This is a genomic window from Rhodanobacter denitrificans, from assembly GCF_003335105.1.
Classification (GTDB): Bacteria; Pseudomonadota; Gammaproteobacteria; order Xanthomonadales; family Rhodanobacteraceae; genus Rhodanobacter; species Rhodanobacter denitrificans_A.
Window position 1 is genome coordinate 1 of record NZ_QFWQ01000012.1, and the last position, 16750, is coordinate 16750.

Below are 16750 nucleotides of genomic sequence, written 5' to 3' on the forward strand. Positions count from 1 at the left end.
AATACCTGTTGTCCCGGCAGCGAACCGCCGGGCAGGCAGAGGTGACCATGAAAGCCATGGTTTCCGATGTTTTTCTGAATAGTCCGGCATGGATGCCGGTTTGATCTTCGTCGTCAGGGAGGACGACACAAGTAAACACTCCGGCATGGATGTCGGGTTGATCTTTGCCATCAGGGAGGATGGCTGAAATAATCCTCACGGGGCGAGCGGATTCAAGCCGCTCGCTGTCGTGTTTGAAGTTCAAGCCATGTACGCCAGTAGCTCAATTGGCAGAGCAGCGGTCTCCAAAACCGCAGGTTGGGGGTTCGAGTCCCTCCTGGCGTGCCACTTCCCCGAGGATCGAGACGGGTGGCGGTGGCAAGGCCGGCCGTGAGGCGCGGCGTGCTGCTGATACCTGATCATTAGTGCATGAATACCAAGGCAGAACAGCCCAAGGGCACGAACGCCGCCGACATCGGCAAGCTGGCACTGGCGGGGCTGGTGCTGGCTGCCGGTATCTTTGCCTATTCCTGGTTCGGTCGGGACGGCAGCATTTCCTCGTCGGTGCGCCTGCTGGGCGTGCTGGCCGCGCTGGTGGTCGCGCTGGCGATCGCCGCGTTCACCGCCCTGGGTCGGCGGGTGCGGAACTTCATCGCCGAGTCGCAGTTCGAAATGCGCAAGGTGGTCTGGCCGACCCGCGACGAGACGATCAAGACGACCGGCATCATCATCCTGGTGGTGATCGTGCTGTCGCTGCTGTTGGGTCTTATCGACCTGATCCTGAAGTCGGTCATTCTCGACTGGCTGCTGAAGCTGGGTGGCTGAGGTGAGCATGAGCAAGCGCTGGTACGTGGTGCACGCCTATTCGGGCTTCGAGAATCAGGTGAAGCGCTCCCTTGAGGAGCGCATCAAGCGCGCCTCGATGGAGGAAAAGTTCGGCGAAGTGCTTGTGCCGACCGAGGAAGTGATCGAGATGCGCGGCGGCCAGAAGCGCCGCAGCGATCGCAAGTTCTTTCCGGGTTACGTGCTGGTGCAGATCGAGACGGGCACCGAAGGCAAGGCGCCGCGGATCGACGATGAATGCTGGCATCTGATCAAGGAAACCCCGAAGGTGATGGGTTTCATCGGCGGTACCGCCGACCGCCCGCTGCCGATCAAGGACAGCGAGGCCGATGCCATCCTCAGTCGCGTGCGCGAAGGCGTCGAGAAGCCCAAGCCCAAGGTGCTGTTCGAGCCGGGCGAGATGGTGCGCGTCACCGAAGGCCCGTTCAACGATTTCAACGGCGTGGTCGAGGAAGTCAACTACGAGAAGAGCCGCCTGCGCGTGGCGGTGCTGATCTTCGGCCGCTCCACTCCGGTCGAGCTGGAGTTCGGCCAGGTCGAGAAGGCCTGAGTCGGCCGGCGCGGCGCGACCGCCCGGTTCGGCGGGTCTTGGCACGGGGCTTGCCGATAGCCCGGTAAATCTCTATACTGTGCGGTTCACGCTGGGTCTTTTTCGATCCGGCGTGCACGCGTTTCGGATCCGCAGGACGCGGATCATCCTTCCATCCAGGGACCGGTGAACAGCGAGGAGCCGCAAGGCGCCCGGACTCGCGAGGAAAATCCCATGGCAAAGAAAGTCGTCGGTTACATCAAACTGCAGGTCAAGGCCGGCCAGGCCAATCCGTCTCCGCCGGTGGGCCCCGCCCTCGGTCAGCGCGGCCTGAACATCATGGAGTTCTGCAAGGCGTTCAATGCCGCCACGCAGAAGCTGGAGCCGGGTCTGCCGATCCCGACCATCATCACGGCGTACTCCGACCGCAGCTTCACCTTCATCACCAAGACCCCGCCCGCCACGATCCTTCTGAAGAAGGCCACCGGCGTTGCCAAGGGTTCGCAGAAGCCGAACACCGACAAGGTCGGCAAGGTCACCCGCAAGCAGTTGGAAGACATTGCGAAGCAGAAGGAGCCGGATCTGACGGCTGCCGACCTCGACGCCGCGGTGCGCACCATTGCCGGTAGCGCCCGCAGCATGGGCCTTGTGGTGGAGGGTTAAGACATGGCAAAGAACACGAAGCGTATGAAAGTCGCCCAGGCAGCGGTGCAGCCGGGCAAGTTCTATGCCCTGGACGAGGCCCTGAAGATCGTCAAGGCCAACGCCAAGGCGAAGTTCGCCGAATCGGTGGACGTGGCCGTGCGTCTGGGTATCGACGCGAAGAAGTCGGACCAGGGCGTGCGCGGCTCCTCGCTGCTGCCGCACGGCACCGGCAAGACCGTCAAGGTCGCCGTGTTCTGCCCGCCGGGCGAGAAGGCCGAGGCCGCCAAGGCCGCCGGTGCCGACGCGGTCGGCATGGACGACCTGGCCGAGCGCATGCAGGGCGGTGATCTCGACTTCGGTCGCGTGATCGCCACGCCGGACGCAATGCGCGTCGTCGGCAAGCTGGGCCAGTTGCTCGGCCCGCGCGGCCTGATGCCGAACCCGAAGGACGGCTCGGTCACCGCCGATGTCGCCACCGCGGTGAAGAACGCCAAGGCCGGCCAGGTGAAGTTCCGCAACGACAAGGCGGGCATCATCCACGCCACCATCGGCAAGGCGAACTTCGAGGCCGACCAACTCGCGGACAACCTCAACGCGCTGATCGCCGACCTGCTGAAGGCCAAGCCGTCCACCGCGAAGGGCCAGTTCCTGCAGAAAGTGGCGCTGTCCAGCACCATGGGCGTCGGCGTGGCTGTCGATACCTCGTCGCTGGCCTTGGCCGCCAAGTAAGTATCAAGTCCCGCATCGGCGGTCGCCGGTGCGGGCAGTTTTTGAGGGCAGTCCCGTCCGTTTTGGCGGTCGGGGCCGCTGTCAAAGACCGCAGGCGCGTTCAGCGCGCGACGACGACGGGCAGGGAGCTCGTACAAGGCATGGAATCGCCGTCGCCGCCAGCGGGATCGCTTAATCGGGTTTCTCGCAAATCCGGCCTGCGCAGATGGTGCTGCCCCTTCTGGAATGTTCGATGTGTTCTGGAAAGGCCAACACCCGGGACCCCAGCGTCCCCGACGTCATGGATGGCGTCGCCCAGGACCGCAAGCGGCAGGAGCCGTAAGCGGAGTTCATTTGGAGGAGTGCAATGGCTCTCAATCTGTCTCAGAAGCAAGAAGTAGTCGCCGAACTGGCAGAAGTTGCCGCGAAGGCTCACTCCCTGGTCGCTGCCGAGTATGCGGGCACCACGGTCGCTCAGATGACCGCGATGCGCAAGAAGGCCCGCGAATCCGGCGTGTACTTGCGGGTTGTCAAGAACACGCTGGCGTCGCGTGCCGTGGCCGGTACCGAATTTGAGGTCGTCAAGGACGCCCTGGTCGGTCCGCTGCTGTACGCATTCTCGACGGAAGAGCCCGGTGCTGCCGGGCGTCTGATCAAGGAGTTCGCCAAGGACAATGACAAGCTGAAGGCGAAGCTCGTCTCGGTGGAAGGCAAGCTGCTGCCGGCCGCGCACGTCGACGTGCTGGCCTCGCTGCCGACCCGCGAACAGGCGCTGGCCATGCTGGCCCGCGTGCTGGCCGAACCGGCCACGATGTTTGCCCGCGTCGTCAAGGCCGTGGCGGACAAGCAGGGTGGTGGCGAAGTCGCCGCCGAAGCCCCGGCCGAAGTCGAACCCGCCTAAGTTCAACGTCTATTCAAACCGAACCTAATTTCCAGAGGTAAATCAAATGTCCCTGTCCAACGAACAGATCGTTGAAGCCGTCGCCGCCAAGTCGCTCATGGAAGTGATGGACCTGGTGAAGGCCATCGAAGAGAAGTTTGGCGTGACCGCCGCCGCCCCGGTTGCAGTGGCCGGTCCGGCCGCTGCTGCCCCGGTTGCCGAGGCGCAGACTGAGTTCGACGTCATCCTGAAGACCGCCGGCGCCAAGAAGGTCGACGTGATCAAGGCTGTCCGCGCGATCACCGGCCTGGGCCTGAAGGAAGCCAAGGACCTCACCGAGGCCGGCGGCGTCCTGAAGGAAGCCGTGTCGAAGGAAGATGCCGAGAAGTTCAAGAAGGAACTCGAAGCTGCCGGCGCTACGGTCGAACTGAAGTAATCGGCGCCCTTGCGCGCTGCCAGTTTGATCCTTGCGTCAAGCAAGCCTGGGGGCGCAAGCCCCCGGGCTTTGCCTGCTTAGGCGGGAAGGGGAATGGAGAATGGGGATTCGCGGGCCGAATCCTCATTCTCGATTCCCGAATCCCGGCGAGATGTCGAAGCATCTCGCGGCGAGCCACGGATGGCTCGCCCGTCCATCAAGCGTGCTTGCCTGATGGGCAGGGAGCGGGTCCGGGCATGTGCCGGGCTCGCGGTGTCGGGGAAGGGCAGGAGCCTTTTCCCGACAAGACAAATTATCCATTCAGCCGGTGTGTGCACCACCGGCGCCACTGCGAACCGAGGCGCTACCGATCATGGCCTACTCGTTTACCGAGAAGAAACGCATCCGCAAGGACTTTGGCAAGCGTCCGCCCGTACTGGGCGTGCCGAACCTGCTGACCATCCAGACTGATTCCTACCGGGAGTTCCTGCAGGAGCATGTCGCGCCGAAACAGCGGGGTGACAAGGGTTTGCATGCCGCGTTGAAGTCGGTGTTCCCGATCACCAGCTACTCGGGCAATGCGGCACTGGAGTACGTGGACTACCGCCTCGGCGAGCCGGCGTTCGACGAGCGCGAGTGCCGCAACCGCGGCATGACCTTCGGCGCGCCGCTGCGCGTCACCGTGCGCCTGGTGATCTACGACAAGGACAGCCCGGCCTCGAAGAAGGTGGTGAAGTACATCAAGGAGCAGGAGGTCTACATGGGCGAGATCCCGCTCATGACCGACACCGGCACCTTCATCATCAACGGCACCGAGCGCGTGATCGTCTCGCAGCTGCATCGTTCGCCGGGCGTGTTCTTCGACCACGACCGCGGCAAGACGCACAGCTCGGGCAAGCTGCTGTTCTCGGCCCGCGTGATCCCTTACCGCGGTTCCTGGCTGGACTTCGAGTTCGACCCGAAGGACGCGCTGTTCACCCGCATCGACCGCCGCCGCAAGCTGCCGGTGACGGTGCTGCTGCGCGCGCTCGGCTACAGCAACGAGGAGATGCTGGGCATCTTCTTCGAGCACAACGTGTTCCATCTGGGCAAGAAGGGCGGCACCACGCTGGAGCTGGTCGCCGAGCGCCTGCGCGGCGAGACGCTCTCCTTCGACCTGGCGATCGGCGGCAAGGTGCTGGTGGAAGCCGGCAAGCGCATCACCGCGCGCCATGTGCGCCAGCTGGCGGCCGAGAACATCACCGCGCTGGAAGTGCCGGACGACTACCCGGTCGGCCGCATCCTGGCGATCGACATCGTCGACGCGAAGACCGGCGAGCTGCTTGCCTCGGCCAACGACGAGATCACCGCCGAGCAGATGGAGGCCTTCCGCAAGGCCGGCATCGAGCGCCTGCCCACGCTCTACGTGAACGACCTCGATCGCGGCGCCTACATATCGCACACCCTGCGCATCGACAACACCAAGACGCCGCTGGAGGCGCTGGTGGAAATCTATCGCATGATGCGCCCGGGCGAGCCGCCGACCAAGGATGCCGCGCAGAACCTGTTCTTCAACCTGTTCTTCACCTTCGACCGCTACGACCTGTCCTCGGTCGGCCGCATGAAGTTCAACCGCCGCGTCGGTCGCCAGGAGATCGTCGGTCCGGGCGTGCTGTACGACCGCAAGTACTTCAGCGAGCGCAAGGAAGAGGAGTCGCAGGCGCTGGTGGCCTCGCAGGGCGACAGCTCCGACATCCTCGACGTGCTGAAGGTGCTGATCGACATCAAGAACGGCCACGGCACCGTGGACGACATCGACCATCTGGGCAACCGTCGCGTGCGCTCGGTCGGAGAAATGGCCGAGAACACCTTCCGCATCGGCCTGGTGCGGGTGGAGCGCGCCGTGCGCGAGCGCCTGTCACTGGCCGAGGCCGATGGCCTCACCCCGCAGGACCTGATCAACGCGAAGCCGGTGGCCGCGGCGGTGAAGGAGTTCTTCGGCTCCTCGCAGCTGTCGCAGTTCATGGACCAGAACAACCCGCTGTCGGAAGTGACGCACAAGCGCCGCGTCTCGGCCCTCGGCCCGGGCGGCCTGACCCGCGAGCGCGCCGGCTTCGAGGTGCGCGACGTGCATCCGACCCATTACGGCCGCGTCTGCACCATCGAGACGCCGGAAGGCCCGAACATCGGCCTGATCAACTCGCTGGCCGTGTATGCCCGCACCAATGCCTATGGCTTCCTCGAGACGCCGTATCGCAAGGTGGCCAACGGCAAGGTTACCGACAAGGTGGATTACCTGTCGGCGATCGAGGAGGGCGACCACGTGATCGCCCAAGCCAACTCGCCACTGGACAAGCACGGCGCGTTCCTCGAGGACTTCGTGTCCTGCCGTTTCCGCGGCGAATCCGAGCTGCGTCCGGCGTCCGAGGTCGACTACATGGACGTCTCGCCGATGCAGACCGTGTCGGTCGCCGCGGCGCTGGTGCCGTTCCTGGAGCACGACGACGCGAACCGCGCGCTGATGGGCGCGAACATGCAGCGCCAGGCCGTGCCGACCCTGCGTTCGCAGACCCCGCTGGTGGGTACCGGCATCGAACGCGCCGTGGCGCGCGACTCCGGCGTCATCGTTTCCGCCAGGCGCGGCGGCGTGATCGATCAGGTCGATGCGGCCCGTATCGTGGTGCGCGTCAATGAAGTGGAAGTCGGCGACAACGATGCCGGCGTCGATATCTACACGCTGACCAAGTACACCCGCTCCAACCAGAACACCAACCTCAACCAGCGTCCGCTGGTGAATGTCGGCGACGTGGTGGCGAAGGGCGATACGCTGGCCGACGGTTCGTCGACCGACCTGGGCGAGCTCGCGCTCGGCCAGAACATGCTGATCGCCTTCATGCCGTGGAACGGCTACAACTTCGAAGACTCGATCCTGCTGTCCGAGCGCGTCGTGCAGGAAGACCGCTACACCTCGATCCACATCGAGGAGCTGTCCTGCATCGCGCGCGACACCAAGCTGGGTGCCGAGGAAATCACCGCCGACATCCCGAACGTGGGCGAGCAGGCGCTGGCCCGCCTCGACGAGTCCGGCATCGTGTACATCGGTGCCGAGGTGAAGGCCGGCGACATCATGGTCGGCAAGGTCACGCCGAAGGGCGAGAGCCAGCTCACGCCGGAAGAGAAGCTGCTGCGTGCGATCTTCGGCGAGAAGGCGTCCGACGTGAAGGACAGCTCGCTGCGCGTGCCGCCGGGCATGGACGGCACCGTCATCGACGTGCAGGTGTTCACCCGCGACGGCATCGAGAAGGACAAGCGCGCCAAGCAGATCGAGGAAACCGAGATCAAGCGGATCCGCAAGGATCTGGATGACCAGTTCCGAATCCTCGAAGGTGCGATCTACAGTCGCATGCGCACCCAGCTGGTCGGCAAGTCCGCGATGAGCGGTCCGGGCGGGCTGAAGCGCGGCGCCGAGATCACCGACGCCTACCTCGACGGCCTGAAGAAGGACGACTGGTTCAAGATCAACGTCAAGGACGAGGACGTCACCGAGTTCCTCGAGCGCGCCGCCGACCAGGTCAAGCGCCACAAGGAGGAGTTCGACAAGCGATTCAAGGAGAAGCAGGGCAAGATCACCCAGGGCGACGACCTCGCGCCGGGCGTGCTGAAGATGGTCAAGGTGTTCCTGGCCGTGAAGCGCCGCATCCAGCCGGGCGACAAGATGGCCGGCCGCCACGGCAACAAGGGCGTGGTCTCCAACGTGGTGCCGGTGGAGGACATGCCGTACTCCGCCGACGGCGTGCCGGTCGACATCGTGCTGAATCCGCTGGGCGTGCCGTCGCGCATGAACATCGGGCAGATCCTGGAGGTGCATCTGGGCTGGGCCGCCAAGGGCCTGGGCAAGAAGATCCAGAAGATGATCGAGGCGCAGGAGAAGGTGGTCGAGATCCGCAAGTTCCTCGACCAGATCTACAACAGCCACGTCGCCGGTGCGGTGCAGCACGTCGACCTGAAGTCGCTCACCGACGCCGAGATCCTGGCGCTGGCGAACAACCTGCAGGAAGGCGTGCCGATGGCCACGCCGGTGTTCGACGGCGCCGAGGAGACCGAGATCAAGGCGATGCTGAAGCTGGCGGATCTGCCCGAGTCCGGCCAGACCATGCTGTTCGATGGCCGTACCGGCGAGGCATTCGATCGTCCCGTCACCGTCGGCTACATGCATTACCTGAAGCTCAACCACCTGGTCGACGACAAGATGCACGCGCGCTCCACCGGCCCGTACTCGCTGGTCACCCAGCAGCCGCTGGGCGGCAAGGCGCAGTTCGGCGGCCAGCGCTTCGGCGAGATGGAAGTGTGGGCGCTGGAAGCCTACGGCGCGGCCTACACCCTGCAGGAAATGCTGACGGTGAAGTCCGACGACGTGCAGGGCCGCAACCAGATGTACAAGAACATTGTCGACGGCAACCACGAGATGTCCGCAGGCATGCCGGAGTCCTTCAACGTGCTGGTGAAGGAAATCCGCTCGCTCGCCATCGACATCGATCTGGAAGAGATCAAGTGATCCGCGCAGTCACCGGAGATTTCGAATGAAAGACCTGCTCAATCTGTTCAACCAGCAGCGCGCGACGCCGGACTTCGACGCGATCAAGATCGCGCTCGCGTCGCCGGAGCTGATCCGCTCGTGGTCGTACGGCGAAGTGAAAAAGCCGGAAACCATCAACTACCGCACCTTCAAGCCGGAGCGTGACGGCCTGTTCTGCGCCGCCATCTTCGGACCGGTGAAGGACTACGAGTGCCTGTGCGGCAAGTACAAGCGCATGAAGCACCGCGGGGTGGTCTGCGAGAAGTGCGGTACGGAGGTCACCCTGGCCAAGGTGCGCCGCGAGCGCATGGGCCACATCGAGCTGGCCAGCCCGACCGCGCACATCTGGTTCCTCAAGTCGCTGCCTTCGCGCATCGGCCTGATGCTGGACATGACCCTGCGCGACATCGAGCGCATTCTGTACTTCGAAGCGTTCGTGGTGATCGATCCGGGCATGACCGCGCTGGAGCGCGGCCAGCTGCTCAGCGAAGACCAGTACCTGGAAGCGACCGAGGAGCACGGCGACGAGTTCGACGCACGGATGGGCGCCGAGGCGGTGTACCACCTGCTGAAGTCGATCGACCTGCCGGGCGAGGTCGTCCGCCTGAAGGAGGAAATCACCTCCACCAACTCCGAGACCAAGCTGAAGCGGCTGACCAAACGCGTCAAGCTGATCGAGGCGTTCCTGGAATCCGGCAACAAGCCGGAGTGGATGGTGCTGACCGTGCTGCCCGTGCTGCCGCCGGACCTGCGTCCGCTGGTGCCGCTGGACGGTGGCCGCTTCGCCACCTCCGACCTGAACGATCTGTACCGCCGCGTCATCAACCGCAACAACCGCCTGAAGCGTCTGCTCGAACTCAACGCGCCCGACATCATCGTGCGCAACGAGAAGCGCATGTTGCAGGAATCGGTCGACGCGCTGCTCGACAACGGCCGCCGCGGCCGTGCCATCACCGGCACCAACAAGCGCGCGCTGAAGTCGCTCGCCGACATGATCAAGGGCAAGCAGGGCCGCTTCCGCCAGAACCTGCTCGGCAAGCGCGTGGACTACTCCGGCCGTTCGGTGATCGTGGTCGGCCCGACGCTGCGCCTGCACCAGTGCGGTCTGCCGAAGAAGATGGCGCTGGAGCTGTTCAAGCCGTTCATCTTCGCCAAGCTGCAGGCGCGTGGCGAAGCCACCACCATCAAGGCGGCGAAGAAGCTGGTCGAGCGCGAGGAAGGCCAGGTGTGGGACATCCTGGAAGAGGTGATCCGCGAGCATCCGGTGCTGCTGAACCGCGCGCCGACCCTGCATCGCCTGGGCATCCAGGCGTTCGAGCCGAAGCTGATCGAAGGCAAGGCAATCCAGCTGCATCCGCTGGTGTGTACTGCGTTCAACGCGGACTTCGACGGCGACCAGATGGCCGTGCACGTGCCGCTGTCGATCGAGGCGCAGCTGGAAGCGCGCACGCTGATGATGTCGTCCAACAACATCCTCAGCCCCGCCAACGGCGAGCCGATCATCGTGCCGACCCAGGACGTGGTGCTGGGCCTGTACTACATGACCCGCGAGCTGATCAACGCCAAGGGCGCCGGCATGGTGTTCTCCGGCATCGCCGAGGCGCGCCGTGCCTATGACAACCGCGCGGTCGAGCTGCATGCGAAGGTGAAGGTGCGCCTGAAGCAGGTGCACATCGCCGAGGACGGCACCCGCACCAGCGAAACCCGCCTGGTCGAGACCACGGTCGGTCGCGCGCTGCTTGCCGAGATCCTGCCGGAAGGCCTGCCGTTCGAGCTGGCCAACACCGAGCTCACAAAGAAGAACATCTCGCGCCTGATCAACTCCAGCTACCGCCGGCTTGGCCTGAAGGAAACCGTGGTGTTCGCCGACAAGCTGATGTACACCGGCTATCGGTTCGCCACCCGCGCGGGCATCTCGATCGGCATCGACGACATGCTGATCCCGAGCGAGAAGAAGACCATCCTCGACGAGGCCGAGAAGGAAGTCGTCGAGATCCAGCAGCAGTACCAGTCGGGCCTGGTCACCGCCGGCGAGCGCTACAACAAGGTGGTCGACATCTGGTCGCGCACCAGCGAGCTGGTGGCCAAGGCGATGATCGACGGCATCGGCACCGAGAAGGTGGTCGACGCCGACGGCAAGACGGTCAGCCAGAAGTCCATGAACTCGCTGTACATCATGGCCGACTCAGGCGCACGTGGCTCGGTGGCGCAGATCCGTCAGCTGGCGGGCATGCGCGGCCTGATGGCACGTCCGGACGGCTCGATCATCGAGACCCCGATCAAGGCCAACTTCCGCGAAGGCCTGAACGTGCTGCAGTACTTCAACTCGACCCACGGCGCGCGCAAGGGCCTGGCGGATACCGCGCTGAAGACCGCGAACTCCGGCTACCTGACCCGCCGCCTGGTCGACGTGGCGCAGGACGTGGTCATCACGATGGACGACTGCGGCACCGAGGACGGCGTCACCATGCAGCCGATCGTCGAGGGCGGCGACGTGGTCGAGCCGTTGCGCGACCGCGTGCTGGGCCGCGTGGTGGTCGAGGACGTCTACGCCCCCGGCGACGACGACCAGCCGATCGTCACCCGCGACACCCTGCTCAACGAAGCCCTGGTCGAGAGGCTCGACAAGGCCGGCGTGCAGATCATCAAGGTGCGTTCGCCGATCACCTGCGAGGCCGAGCATGGCGTGTGCAAGCTCTGCTATGGCCGCGATCTGGCCCGCGGCCACCTGGTCAACATGGGTGAGGCTGTAGGTGTGGTCGCCGCGCAGTCGATCGGCGAGCCGGGCACCCAGCTGACCATGCGCACGTTCCACATCGGCGGCGCGGCTTCGCGTGCGGCGGCGGTGGACAACGTCACGGTGAAGACCACCGGTTCGCTGAAGTTCAACAACCTGAAGTCGGTGCAGCACAAGCAGGGTCACCTGGTGGCGGTGTCGCGCTCGGGCGAACTGAGCGTGATCGACTCCAGTGGCCGCGAGCGCGAGCGCTACAAGGTGCCGTACGGCGCCATCATCGCGGTCAAGGACGGCGCACCGGTCAAGCCGGGGCAGGCCGTGGCGAACTGGGATCCGCATACCCATCCGATCGTCACCGAGGTGGCCGGCGTGGTGCGCTTCATCGACTTCCTCGATGGCGTCACCGTGCAGAGCCAGACCGACGAGCTGACCGGCCTGGAGTCGGCGGTGGTCACCGATCCGAAGCGTCGCGGCGCGCAGGCGAAGGACCTGCGTCCGATCGTGCGCCTGGAAGATGCCAAGGGCCGCGAGCTGAAGCTGCCGGGTACCGACATCGCCGCGCAGTACTTCCTGCCGGCCGGCGCAATCGTGTCGATCCAGAACGGTGCCGAAGTAGGCGTGGGCGACGTGGTCGCGCGTATCCCGCAGGAAACCTCCAAGACCCGCGACATCACCGGTGGTCTGCCGCGCGTGGCCGACCTGTTCGAGGCACGCAAGCCGAAGGAGCCGGCAATTCTCGCGGAGCGTTCCGGCATCATCAGCTTCGGCAAGGACACCAAGGGCAAGCAGCGTCTGATCATCAAGGACGTCGACGGCAACGAGCACGAGGAGCTGATCCCGAAGTGGCGCCAGGTCATCGTGTTCGAGGGTGAGCACGTGGAGAAGGGTGAGACCGTCGTCGACGGCGAGCCCAGTCCGCATGACATCCTGCGCCTGCTGGGTGTGGAGCCGCTGGCCACGTACCTGGTCAAGGAAATCCAGGACGTTTACCGCCTGCAGGGCGTGAAGATCAACGACAAGCACATCGAAGCGATCATTCGCCAGATGTTGCGCAAGGTCGAGATCACCGAGCCGGGCGAGAGCCACTACCTGCGTGGCGAGCAGGTCGAGCGCGTGCGCATCAATGGCGAGAACGAGCGTGCGGTGGCCAAGGGCGAGCGTGCCGCCGAGTACCAGTCGGTGCTGCTGGGCATCACCAAGGCGTCGCTGGCGACCGAGTCGTTCATCTCGGCGGCCTCGTTCCAGGAAACCACCCGCGTCCTGACCGAGGCAGCGGTTCGTGGCACCCGCGACACCTTGCGCGGCCTCAAGGAAAATGTTATCGTCGGCCGTCTTATTCCGGCAGGTACGGGTCTGGCATACCACGCATCGCGTCGTCGCCAGGGCGGTTTGACCGCCACGGAGCTGGAGACCCTTTCCGGTTCCGCGTCTGCGGTTTCATTCGCAGAGGCCCCGGTCGGTAGTGAAAACGGTGTCGAGTAAGCCCGTTCAGGGCGCCACTCGCTGACATACGAAATGAGGTGCAGGGACGCACCTCGTGTTCGGGTCCAGGACGGCTGAGCATTGGCTTGCCTATGGCGGGCTGCTCATGTTAAATTCCCGCTTCTTGGCAGACCGAGCTTATTCGGGCTGCCTTTATGTTTTCAGGAACAGCTTCGCATGACGACAGTCAACCAGTTGGTGCGCAAAAACCGCAGCCCCAAGACCTACAAGAGTGGGTCGCCCGCCTTGCAGAGCAGCCCGCAGCGTCGCGGCGTCTGCACGCGCGTTTACACGACCACCCCGAAGAAGCCGAACTCGGCCCTGCGCAAGGTTGCCAAGGTGCGCCTGACCAATGGCTTCGAGGTCATCAGCTATATCGGTGGCGAAGGCCACAATCTGCAGGAGCACTCGGTGGTGCTGATCCGCGGCGGTCGCGTCAAGGATCTGCCCGGTGTGCGTTATCACACGGTGCGCGGCAGCCTCGACTGCGCCGGCGTCACCAAGCGTCGTCAATCGCGCTCGAAGTACGGCGCCAAGCGCCCGAAGAAATAAGCTCCTATTGAAGAGTGCGGCCAGGATGGCCGCTTTTCAGGCGGACAGGGATGTCCGCTAAAAATAACGGACAACAAACATGTCGCGTAAAGGTTCACATCCCGCCCGTCTGGTCCTGCCGGATCCCAAGCATGGCAGCCAATTGATCGCCCGCTTCATCAACATGGTGATGAAGAGCGGCAAGAAGTCCGTCGCCGAGAGCATCGTTTACGGTGCGCTGCAGCATATTGGCGAGAAGAACGCCGAGCCGGTGGCTCTGGTGGAGAAGGCGCTCAACAACATCGCTCCGGCGGTCGAGGTGAAGTCCCGTCGTGTCGGCGGCGCCACCTACCAGGTGCCGGTCGAAGTGCGTCCGGGTCGTCGCATGGCGCTGGCGATGCGCTGGGTCATCGATGCCGCCCGCAAGCGTGGCGAGACGTCGATGCCGCGCAAGCTGGCCGCCGAACTGCTGGAGGCTTCCGAGAGCCGCGGCGGCGCTGCCAAGAAGCGCGAAGAAACGCATCGCATGGCGGAAGCCAACAAGGCCTTCTCGCACTACCGCTGGTAATCGGGTTTTGCCTTGCCGCCCATGTTGGCGGCAATGGACAGGCTGGCGGTGCTTGTGCCGTCGCCCGTGGCGGCAAAGAAGAACCCGGCGCTCATGCCGGACTTTTCATAATAGCGGCAGCCAGGACGGCTGCGTGAATCCAGGGCAGGACTGCCCGGCAAAGGTAAACTCCCATGGCACGCACCACTCCTATCGAGCGCTATCGCAACTTCGGCATCATGGCCCACATCGATGCCGGCAAGACCACGACCACGGAGCGCATCCTGTTCTATACCGGCGTCTCGCACAAGATCGGCGAGGTGCACGACGGTGCGGCCACGATGGACTGGATGGAGCAGGAGCAGGAGCGCGGCATCACCATCACTTCCGCCGCCACCACGGCGTTCTGGAAGGGTATGGACGGTTCGATGGAGCAGCACCGCTTCAACATCATCGATACCCCGGGGCACGTCGACTTCACCATTGAGGTGGAGCGTTCGCTGCGCGTGCTCGACGGCGCCGTGTTCGTGCTGTGCGCGGTCGGCGGCGTGCAGCCGCAGTCCGAGACCGTGTGGCGCCAGGCCAACAAGTACAAGGTGCCGCGCCTGGCCTTCGTCAACAAGATGGACCGCACCGGCGCCAATTTCTACAAGGTCATCGACCAGCTGAAGTCGCGCCTGGGTGCGCATCCGGTGCCGATGCAGGTGCCGATCGGCGCCGAGGACGGCTTCGAGGGTGTGGTCGACCTGCTCAAGATGAAGGCGATCGTCTGGGACATGGAATCCCAGGGCATGAAGTTCGAGCTCAGGGACGTCCCTGCGAATCTGGCCGACAAGGCTGCCGAAGCGCGCGCCTTCATGGTCGAATCGGCCGCCGAGGCTACCGAGGAGCTGATGAACAAGTATCTCGAGGGCGGTGACCTCACCGTCGACGAGATCATCGCCGGCCTGCGCCAGCGCACGCTGGCGAACGAGATCATCCCGGTGTTCTGCGGCACCGCGTTCAAGAACAAGGGCGTCCAGGCGATGCTCGACGCGGTGGTCCAGCTGCTGCCGTCGCCGGCCGATCGCCCGCCGGTCGCCGGCATCGACGAGAACGATCAGGACGCCACGCGCAAGGCCGACGACGCCGCGCCGTTCTCCGCGCTTGCGTTCAAGATCATGACCGACCCGTTCGTCGGTTCGCTGACGTTCTTCCGCGTCTACTCGGGCACGCTGAACTCCGGCGATGCCGTGTACAACCCGGTGAAGAGCAAGAAGGAGCGCATCGGCCGCATCCTGCAGATGCATGCGAACGAGCGTCAGGAACTGAAGGAAGTCCGTGCCGGCGACATCGCCGCCGCGGTCGGCCTGAAGGACGTGACGACCGGCGACACGCTGTGCGCGCAGGATCACGTCATCACCCTGGAGCGCATGACGTTCCCGGAGCCGGTGATCTCGATGGCGGTCGAGCCGAAGACCAAGTCGGACCAGGAAAAGATGGGCATCGCCCTCGGCCGCCTGGCCGCGGAGGATCCGTCGTTCCGCGTGCGCACGGACGAAGAGTCGGGCCAGACCATCATCTCGGGCATGGGCGAGCTGCACCTGGACATCCTGGTCGATCGCATGCGCCGTGAGTTCAACGTCGAGGCGAACGTAGGCAAGCCGCAGGTGGCGTATCGCGAGACGATCCGCTCGTCGGACGTCAAGTCGGATTACAAGCACGCCAAGCAGTCGGGCGGCAAGGGTCAGTACGGTCACGTCGTGATCGAGCTGTCGCCGATGACGGAAGAGGATCGCAAGAACCCGGCCGTGAAGGACGACTTCCTCTTCATCAACGACATTACCGGTGGTGTGATCCCGAAGGAATTCATTCCGTCGGTCGAAAAGGGTCTGCGCGAGACCATCACCAGTGGTCCGCTGGCCGGCTTCCCAGTGGTGGGCGTGAAGGTCAAGCTGGTATTCGGTTCGTACCACGATGTCGACTCGTCCGAAATGGCGTTCAAGCTGGCCGCCTCGATGGCGTTCAAGCAGGGTTTCGCGAAGGCGAGTCCGGTGTTGCTTGAGCCGATCATGAAGGTCGAGGTCGTGACCCCGGAAGACTATGTCGGTGACGTGATGGGTGACATGAGTCGTCGCCGTGGCCTGCTCCAGGGCCAGGACGACACGCCGTCGGGCAAGACCATCGATGCGATGGTGCCGCTGGGCGAGATGTTCGGCTACGCGACCACGATCCGCTCGCTGACCCAGGGACGCGCCACCTTCACGATGGAATTCGACCATTACGCCGAGGCGCCGAACAACATCGCCGAGCAGGTCATGAAGAAGGCGTAACTTGTGCGATCTTCCTGATCGCAACGACAAAGATCAGGAAGCGGCCATCCATGGCCGCACTCTTAAAAGAAGCGGCCATTCGTGGGCGTATTATCAAATAGGTTCTCTCAGAGGTTTGAGTCATGGCAAAGGGTAAATTCGAACGCACCAAGCCGCACGTCAACGTCGGCACGATTGGTCACGTGGATCACGGCAAGACGACGCTGACGGCGGCGCTGACGAAGGTCGGTGCGGAGCGCTTTGGCGGCGAGTTCAAGGATTACAGTGCGATCGACGCGGCGCCGGAAGAGAAGGCGCGCGGCATCACGATCTCGACGGCGCACGTGGAATACGAATCGCCGAAGCGCCACTACGCGCACGTGGACTGCCCGGGCCATGCGGACTACGTGAAGAACATGATCACGGGTGCGGCGCAGATGGACGGCGCGATCCTGGTGTGTTCGGCGGCGGACGGCCCGATGCCGCAGACGCGCGAGCACATCCTGCTGTCGCGCCAGGTGGGCGTGCCGTACATCGTGGTGTTCCTGAACAAGGCGGACATGGTCGATGACGCGGAGCTGCTCGAACTGGTCGAGATGGAAGTGCGC

General features: G+C 64.3%; 13 protein-coding genes and 1 tRNA gene. 13 read left to right on the forward strand and 1 reads right to left on the reverse strand.

What is annotated here, in order from left to right; all coding sequences use genetic code 11:
- The coding region (locus DEO45_RS16765; RefSeq protein ID WP_223250910.1) for a hypothetical protein at positions 1-244 on the reverse strand (244 nt) is incomplete at its 3' end.
- Between the two features lie 7 nt (positions 245-251).
- Here DEO45_RS16765 and DEO45_RS16040 point away from each other — a divergent pair.
- The 13 genes from DEO45_RS16040 to DEO45_RS16100 form a co-directional block, all read left to right on the forward strand.
- Positions 252-327, forward strand: a tRNA-Trp gene (locus tag DEO45_RS16040).
- An 81-nt stretch (positions 328-408) separates the two neighbouring features.
- Complete coding sequence (gene secE, locus DEO45_RS16045) at positions 409-804, forward strand: preprotein translocase subunit SecE (RefSeq protein WP_114345779.1); 396 nt, start codon at positions 409-411, stop codon at positions 802-804.
- A gap of 7 nt (positions 805-811) precedes the next feature.
- A complete protein-coding gene (nusG, locus tag DEO45_RS16050; RefSeq protein ID WP_114345799.1) occupies positions 812-1372 on the forward strand; it encodes a transcription termination/antitermination protein NusG in 561 nt (186 codons plus the stop codon).
- 213 nt (positions 1373-1585) lie between these two features.
- Complete coding sequence (gene rplK, locus DEO45_RS16055; RefSeq protein WP_027491701.1) at positions 1586-2014, forward strand: 50S ribosomal protein L11; 429 nt, start codon at positions 1586-1588, stop codon at positions 2012-2014.
- A gap of 3 nt (positions 2015-2017) precedes the next feature.
- Positions 2018-2725: a 50S ribosomal protein L1 gene (rplA, locus tag DEO45_RS16060; RefSeq protein WP_114345781.1), complete on the forward strand. Its 708-nt coding sequence runs from the start codon at positions 2018-2020 to the stop codon at positions 2723-2725.
- Between the two features lie 346 nt (positions 2726-3071).
- On the forward strand, positions 3072-3605 hold the full coding sequence (gene rplJ / locus DEO45_RS16065; RefSeq protein WP_114345784.1) for a 50S ribosomal protein L10: 534 nt from the start codon (positions 3072-3074) through the stop codon (positions 3603-3605).
- 46 nt (positions 3606-3651) lie between these two features.
- The gene (rplL, locus tag DEO45_RS16070) at positions 3652-4020 is read left to right on the forward strand and encodes a 50S ribosomal protein L7/L12 (protein WP_114345786.1); all 369 of its coding nucleotides are present in this window, start codon (positions 3652-3654) and stop codon (positions 4018-4020) included.
- Positions 4021-4369: 349 nt separating this feature from the next.
- The gene (gene rpoB, locus DEO45_RS16075) at positions 4370-8533 is read left to right on the forward strand and encodes a DNA-directed RNA polymerase subunit beta (RefSeq protein ID WP_189339781.1); all 4164 of its coding nucleotides are present in this window, start codon (positions 4370-4372) and stop codon (positions 8531-8533) included.
- Positions 8534-8558: 25 nt separating this feature from the next.
- Positions 8559-12773: a DNA-directed RNA polymerase subunit beta' gene (rpoC, locus tag DEO45_RS16080; RefSeq protein WP_114345791.1), complete on the forward strand. Its 4215-nt coding sequence runs from the start codon at positions 8559-8561 to the stop codon at positions 12771-12773.
- A gap of 177 nt (positions 12774-12950) precedes the next feature.
- A complete protein-coding gene (gene rpsL / locus DEO45_RS16085) occupies positions 12951-13325 on the forward strand; it encodes a 30S ribosomal protein S12 (protein ID WP_007083021.1) in 375 nt (124 codons plus the stop codon).
- Between the two features lie 79 nt (positions 13326-13404).
- Entirely contained in the window at positions 13405-13872 is a 468-nt protein-coding gene (gene rpsG / locus DEO45_RS16090) for a 30S ribosomal protein S7 (RefSeq protein WP_007514548.1), read from the forward strand.
- Between the two features lie 173 nt (positions 13873-14045).
- Positions 14046-16163, forward strand: a complete 2118-nt coding sequence (gene fusA, locus DEO45_RS16095) for an elongation factor G (RefSeq protein ID WP_114345793.1) — start codon at positions 14046-14048, stop codon at positions 16161-16163.
- A gap of 122 nt (positions 16164-16285) precedes the next feature.
- Positions 16286-16750, forward strand: a 465-nt coding sequence (locus tag DEO45_RS16100; protein ID WP_114345797.1) for a GTP-binding protein, incomplete at its 3' end; no start/stop codon positions are given.

Excerpts from the sequence above, each read along its gene's own strand:
- rpsG (WP_007514548.1), top strand. The coding sequence starts at position 13,405 with ATGTCGCGTAAAGGTTCACATCCCGCCCGTCTGGTCCTGCCGGATCCC.
- rpoC (WP_114345791.1), top strand. The coding sequence starts at position 8,559 with ATGAAAGACCTGCTCAATCTGTTCAACCAGCAGCGCGCGACGCCGGAC.
- rplL (WP_114345786.1), top strand. The coding sequence starts at position 3,652 with ATGTCCCTGTCCAACGAACAGATCGTTGAAGCCGTCGCCGCCAAGTCG.
- rplK (WP_027491701.1), top strand. The coding sequence starts at position 1,586 with ATGGCAAAGAAAGTCGTCGGTTACATCAAACTGCAGGTCAAGGCCGGC.
- rplJ (WP_114345784.1), top strand. The coding sequence starts at position 3,072 with ATGGCTCTCAATCTGTCTCAGAAGCAAGAAGTAGTCGCCGAACTGGCA.
- secE (WP_114345779.1), top strand. The coding sequence starts at position 409 with ATGAATACCAAGGCAGAACAGCCCAAGGGCACGAACGCCGCCGACATC.
- nusG (WP_114345799.1), top strand. The coding sequence starts at position 812 with ATGAGCAAGCGCTGGTACGTGGTGCACGCCTATTCGGGCTTCGAGAAT.
- rplA (WP_114345781.1), top strand. The coding sequence starts at position 2,018 with ATGGCAAAGAACACGAAGCGTATGAAAGTCGCCCAGGCAGCGGTGCAG.
- rpsL (WP_007083021.1), top strand. The coding sequence starts at position 12,951 with ATGACGACAGTCAACCAGTTGGTGCGCAAAAACCGCAGCCCCAAGACC.
- fusA (WP_114345793.1), top strand. The coding sequence starts at position 14,046 with ATGGCACGCACCACTCCTATCGAGCGCTATCGCAACTTCGGCATCATG.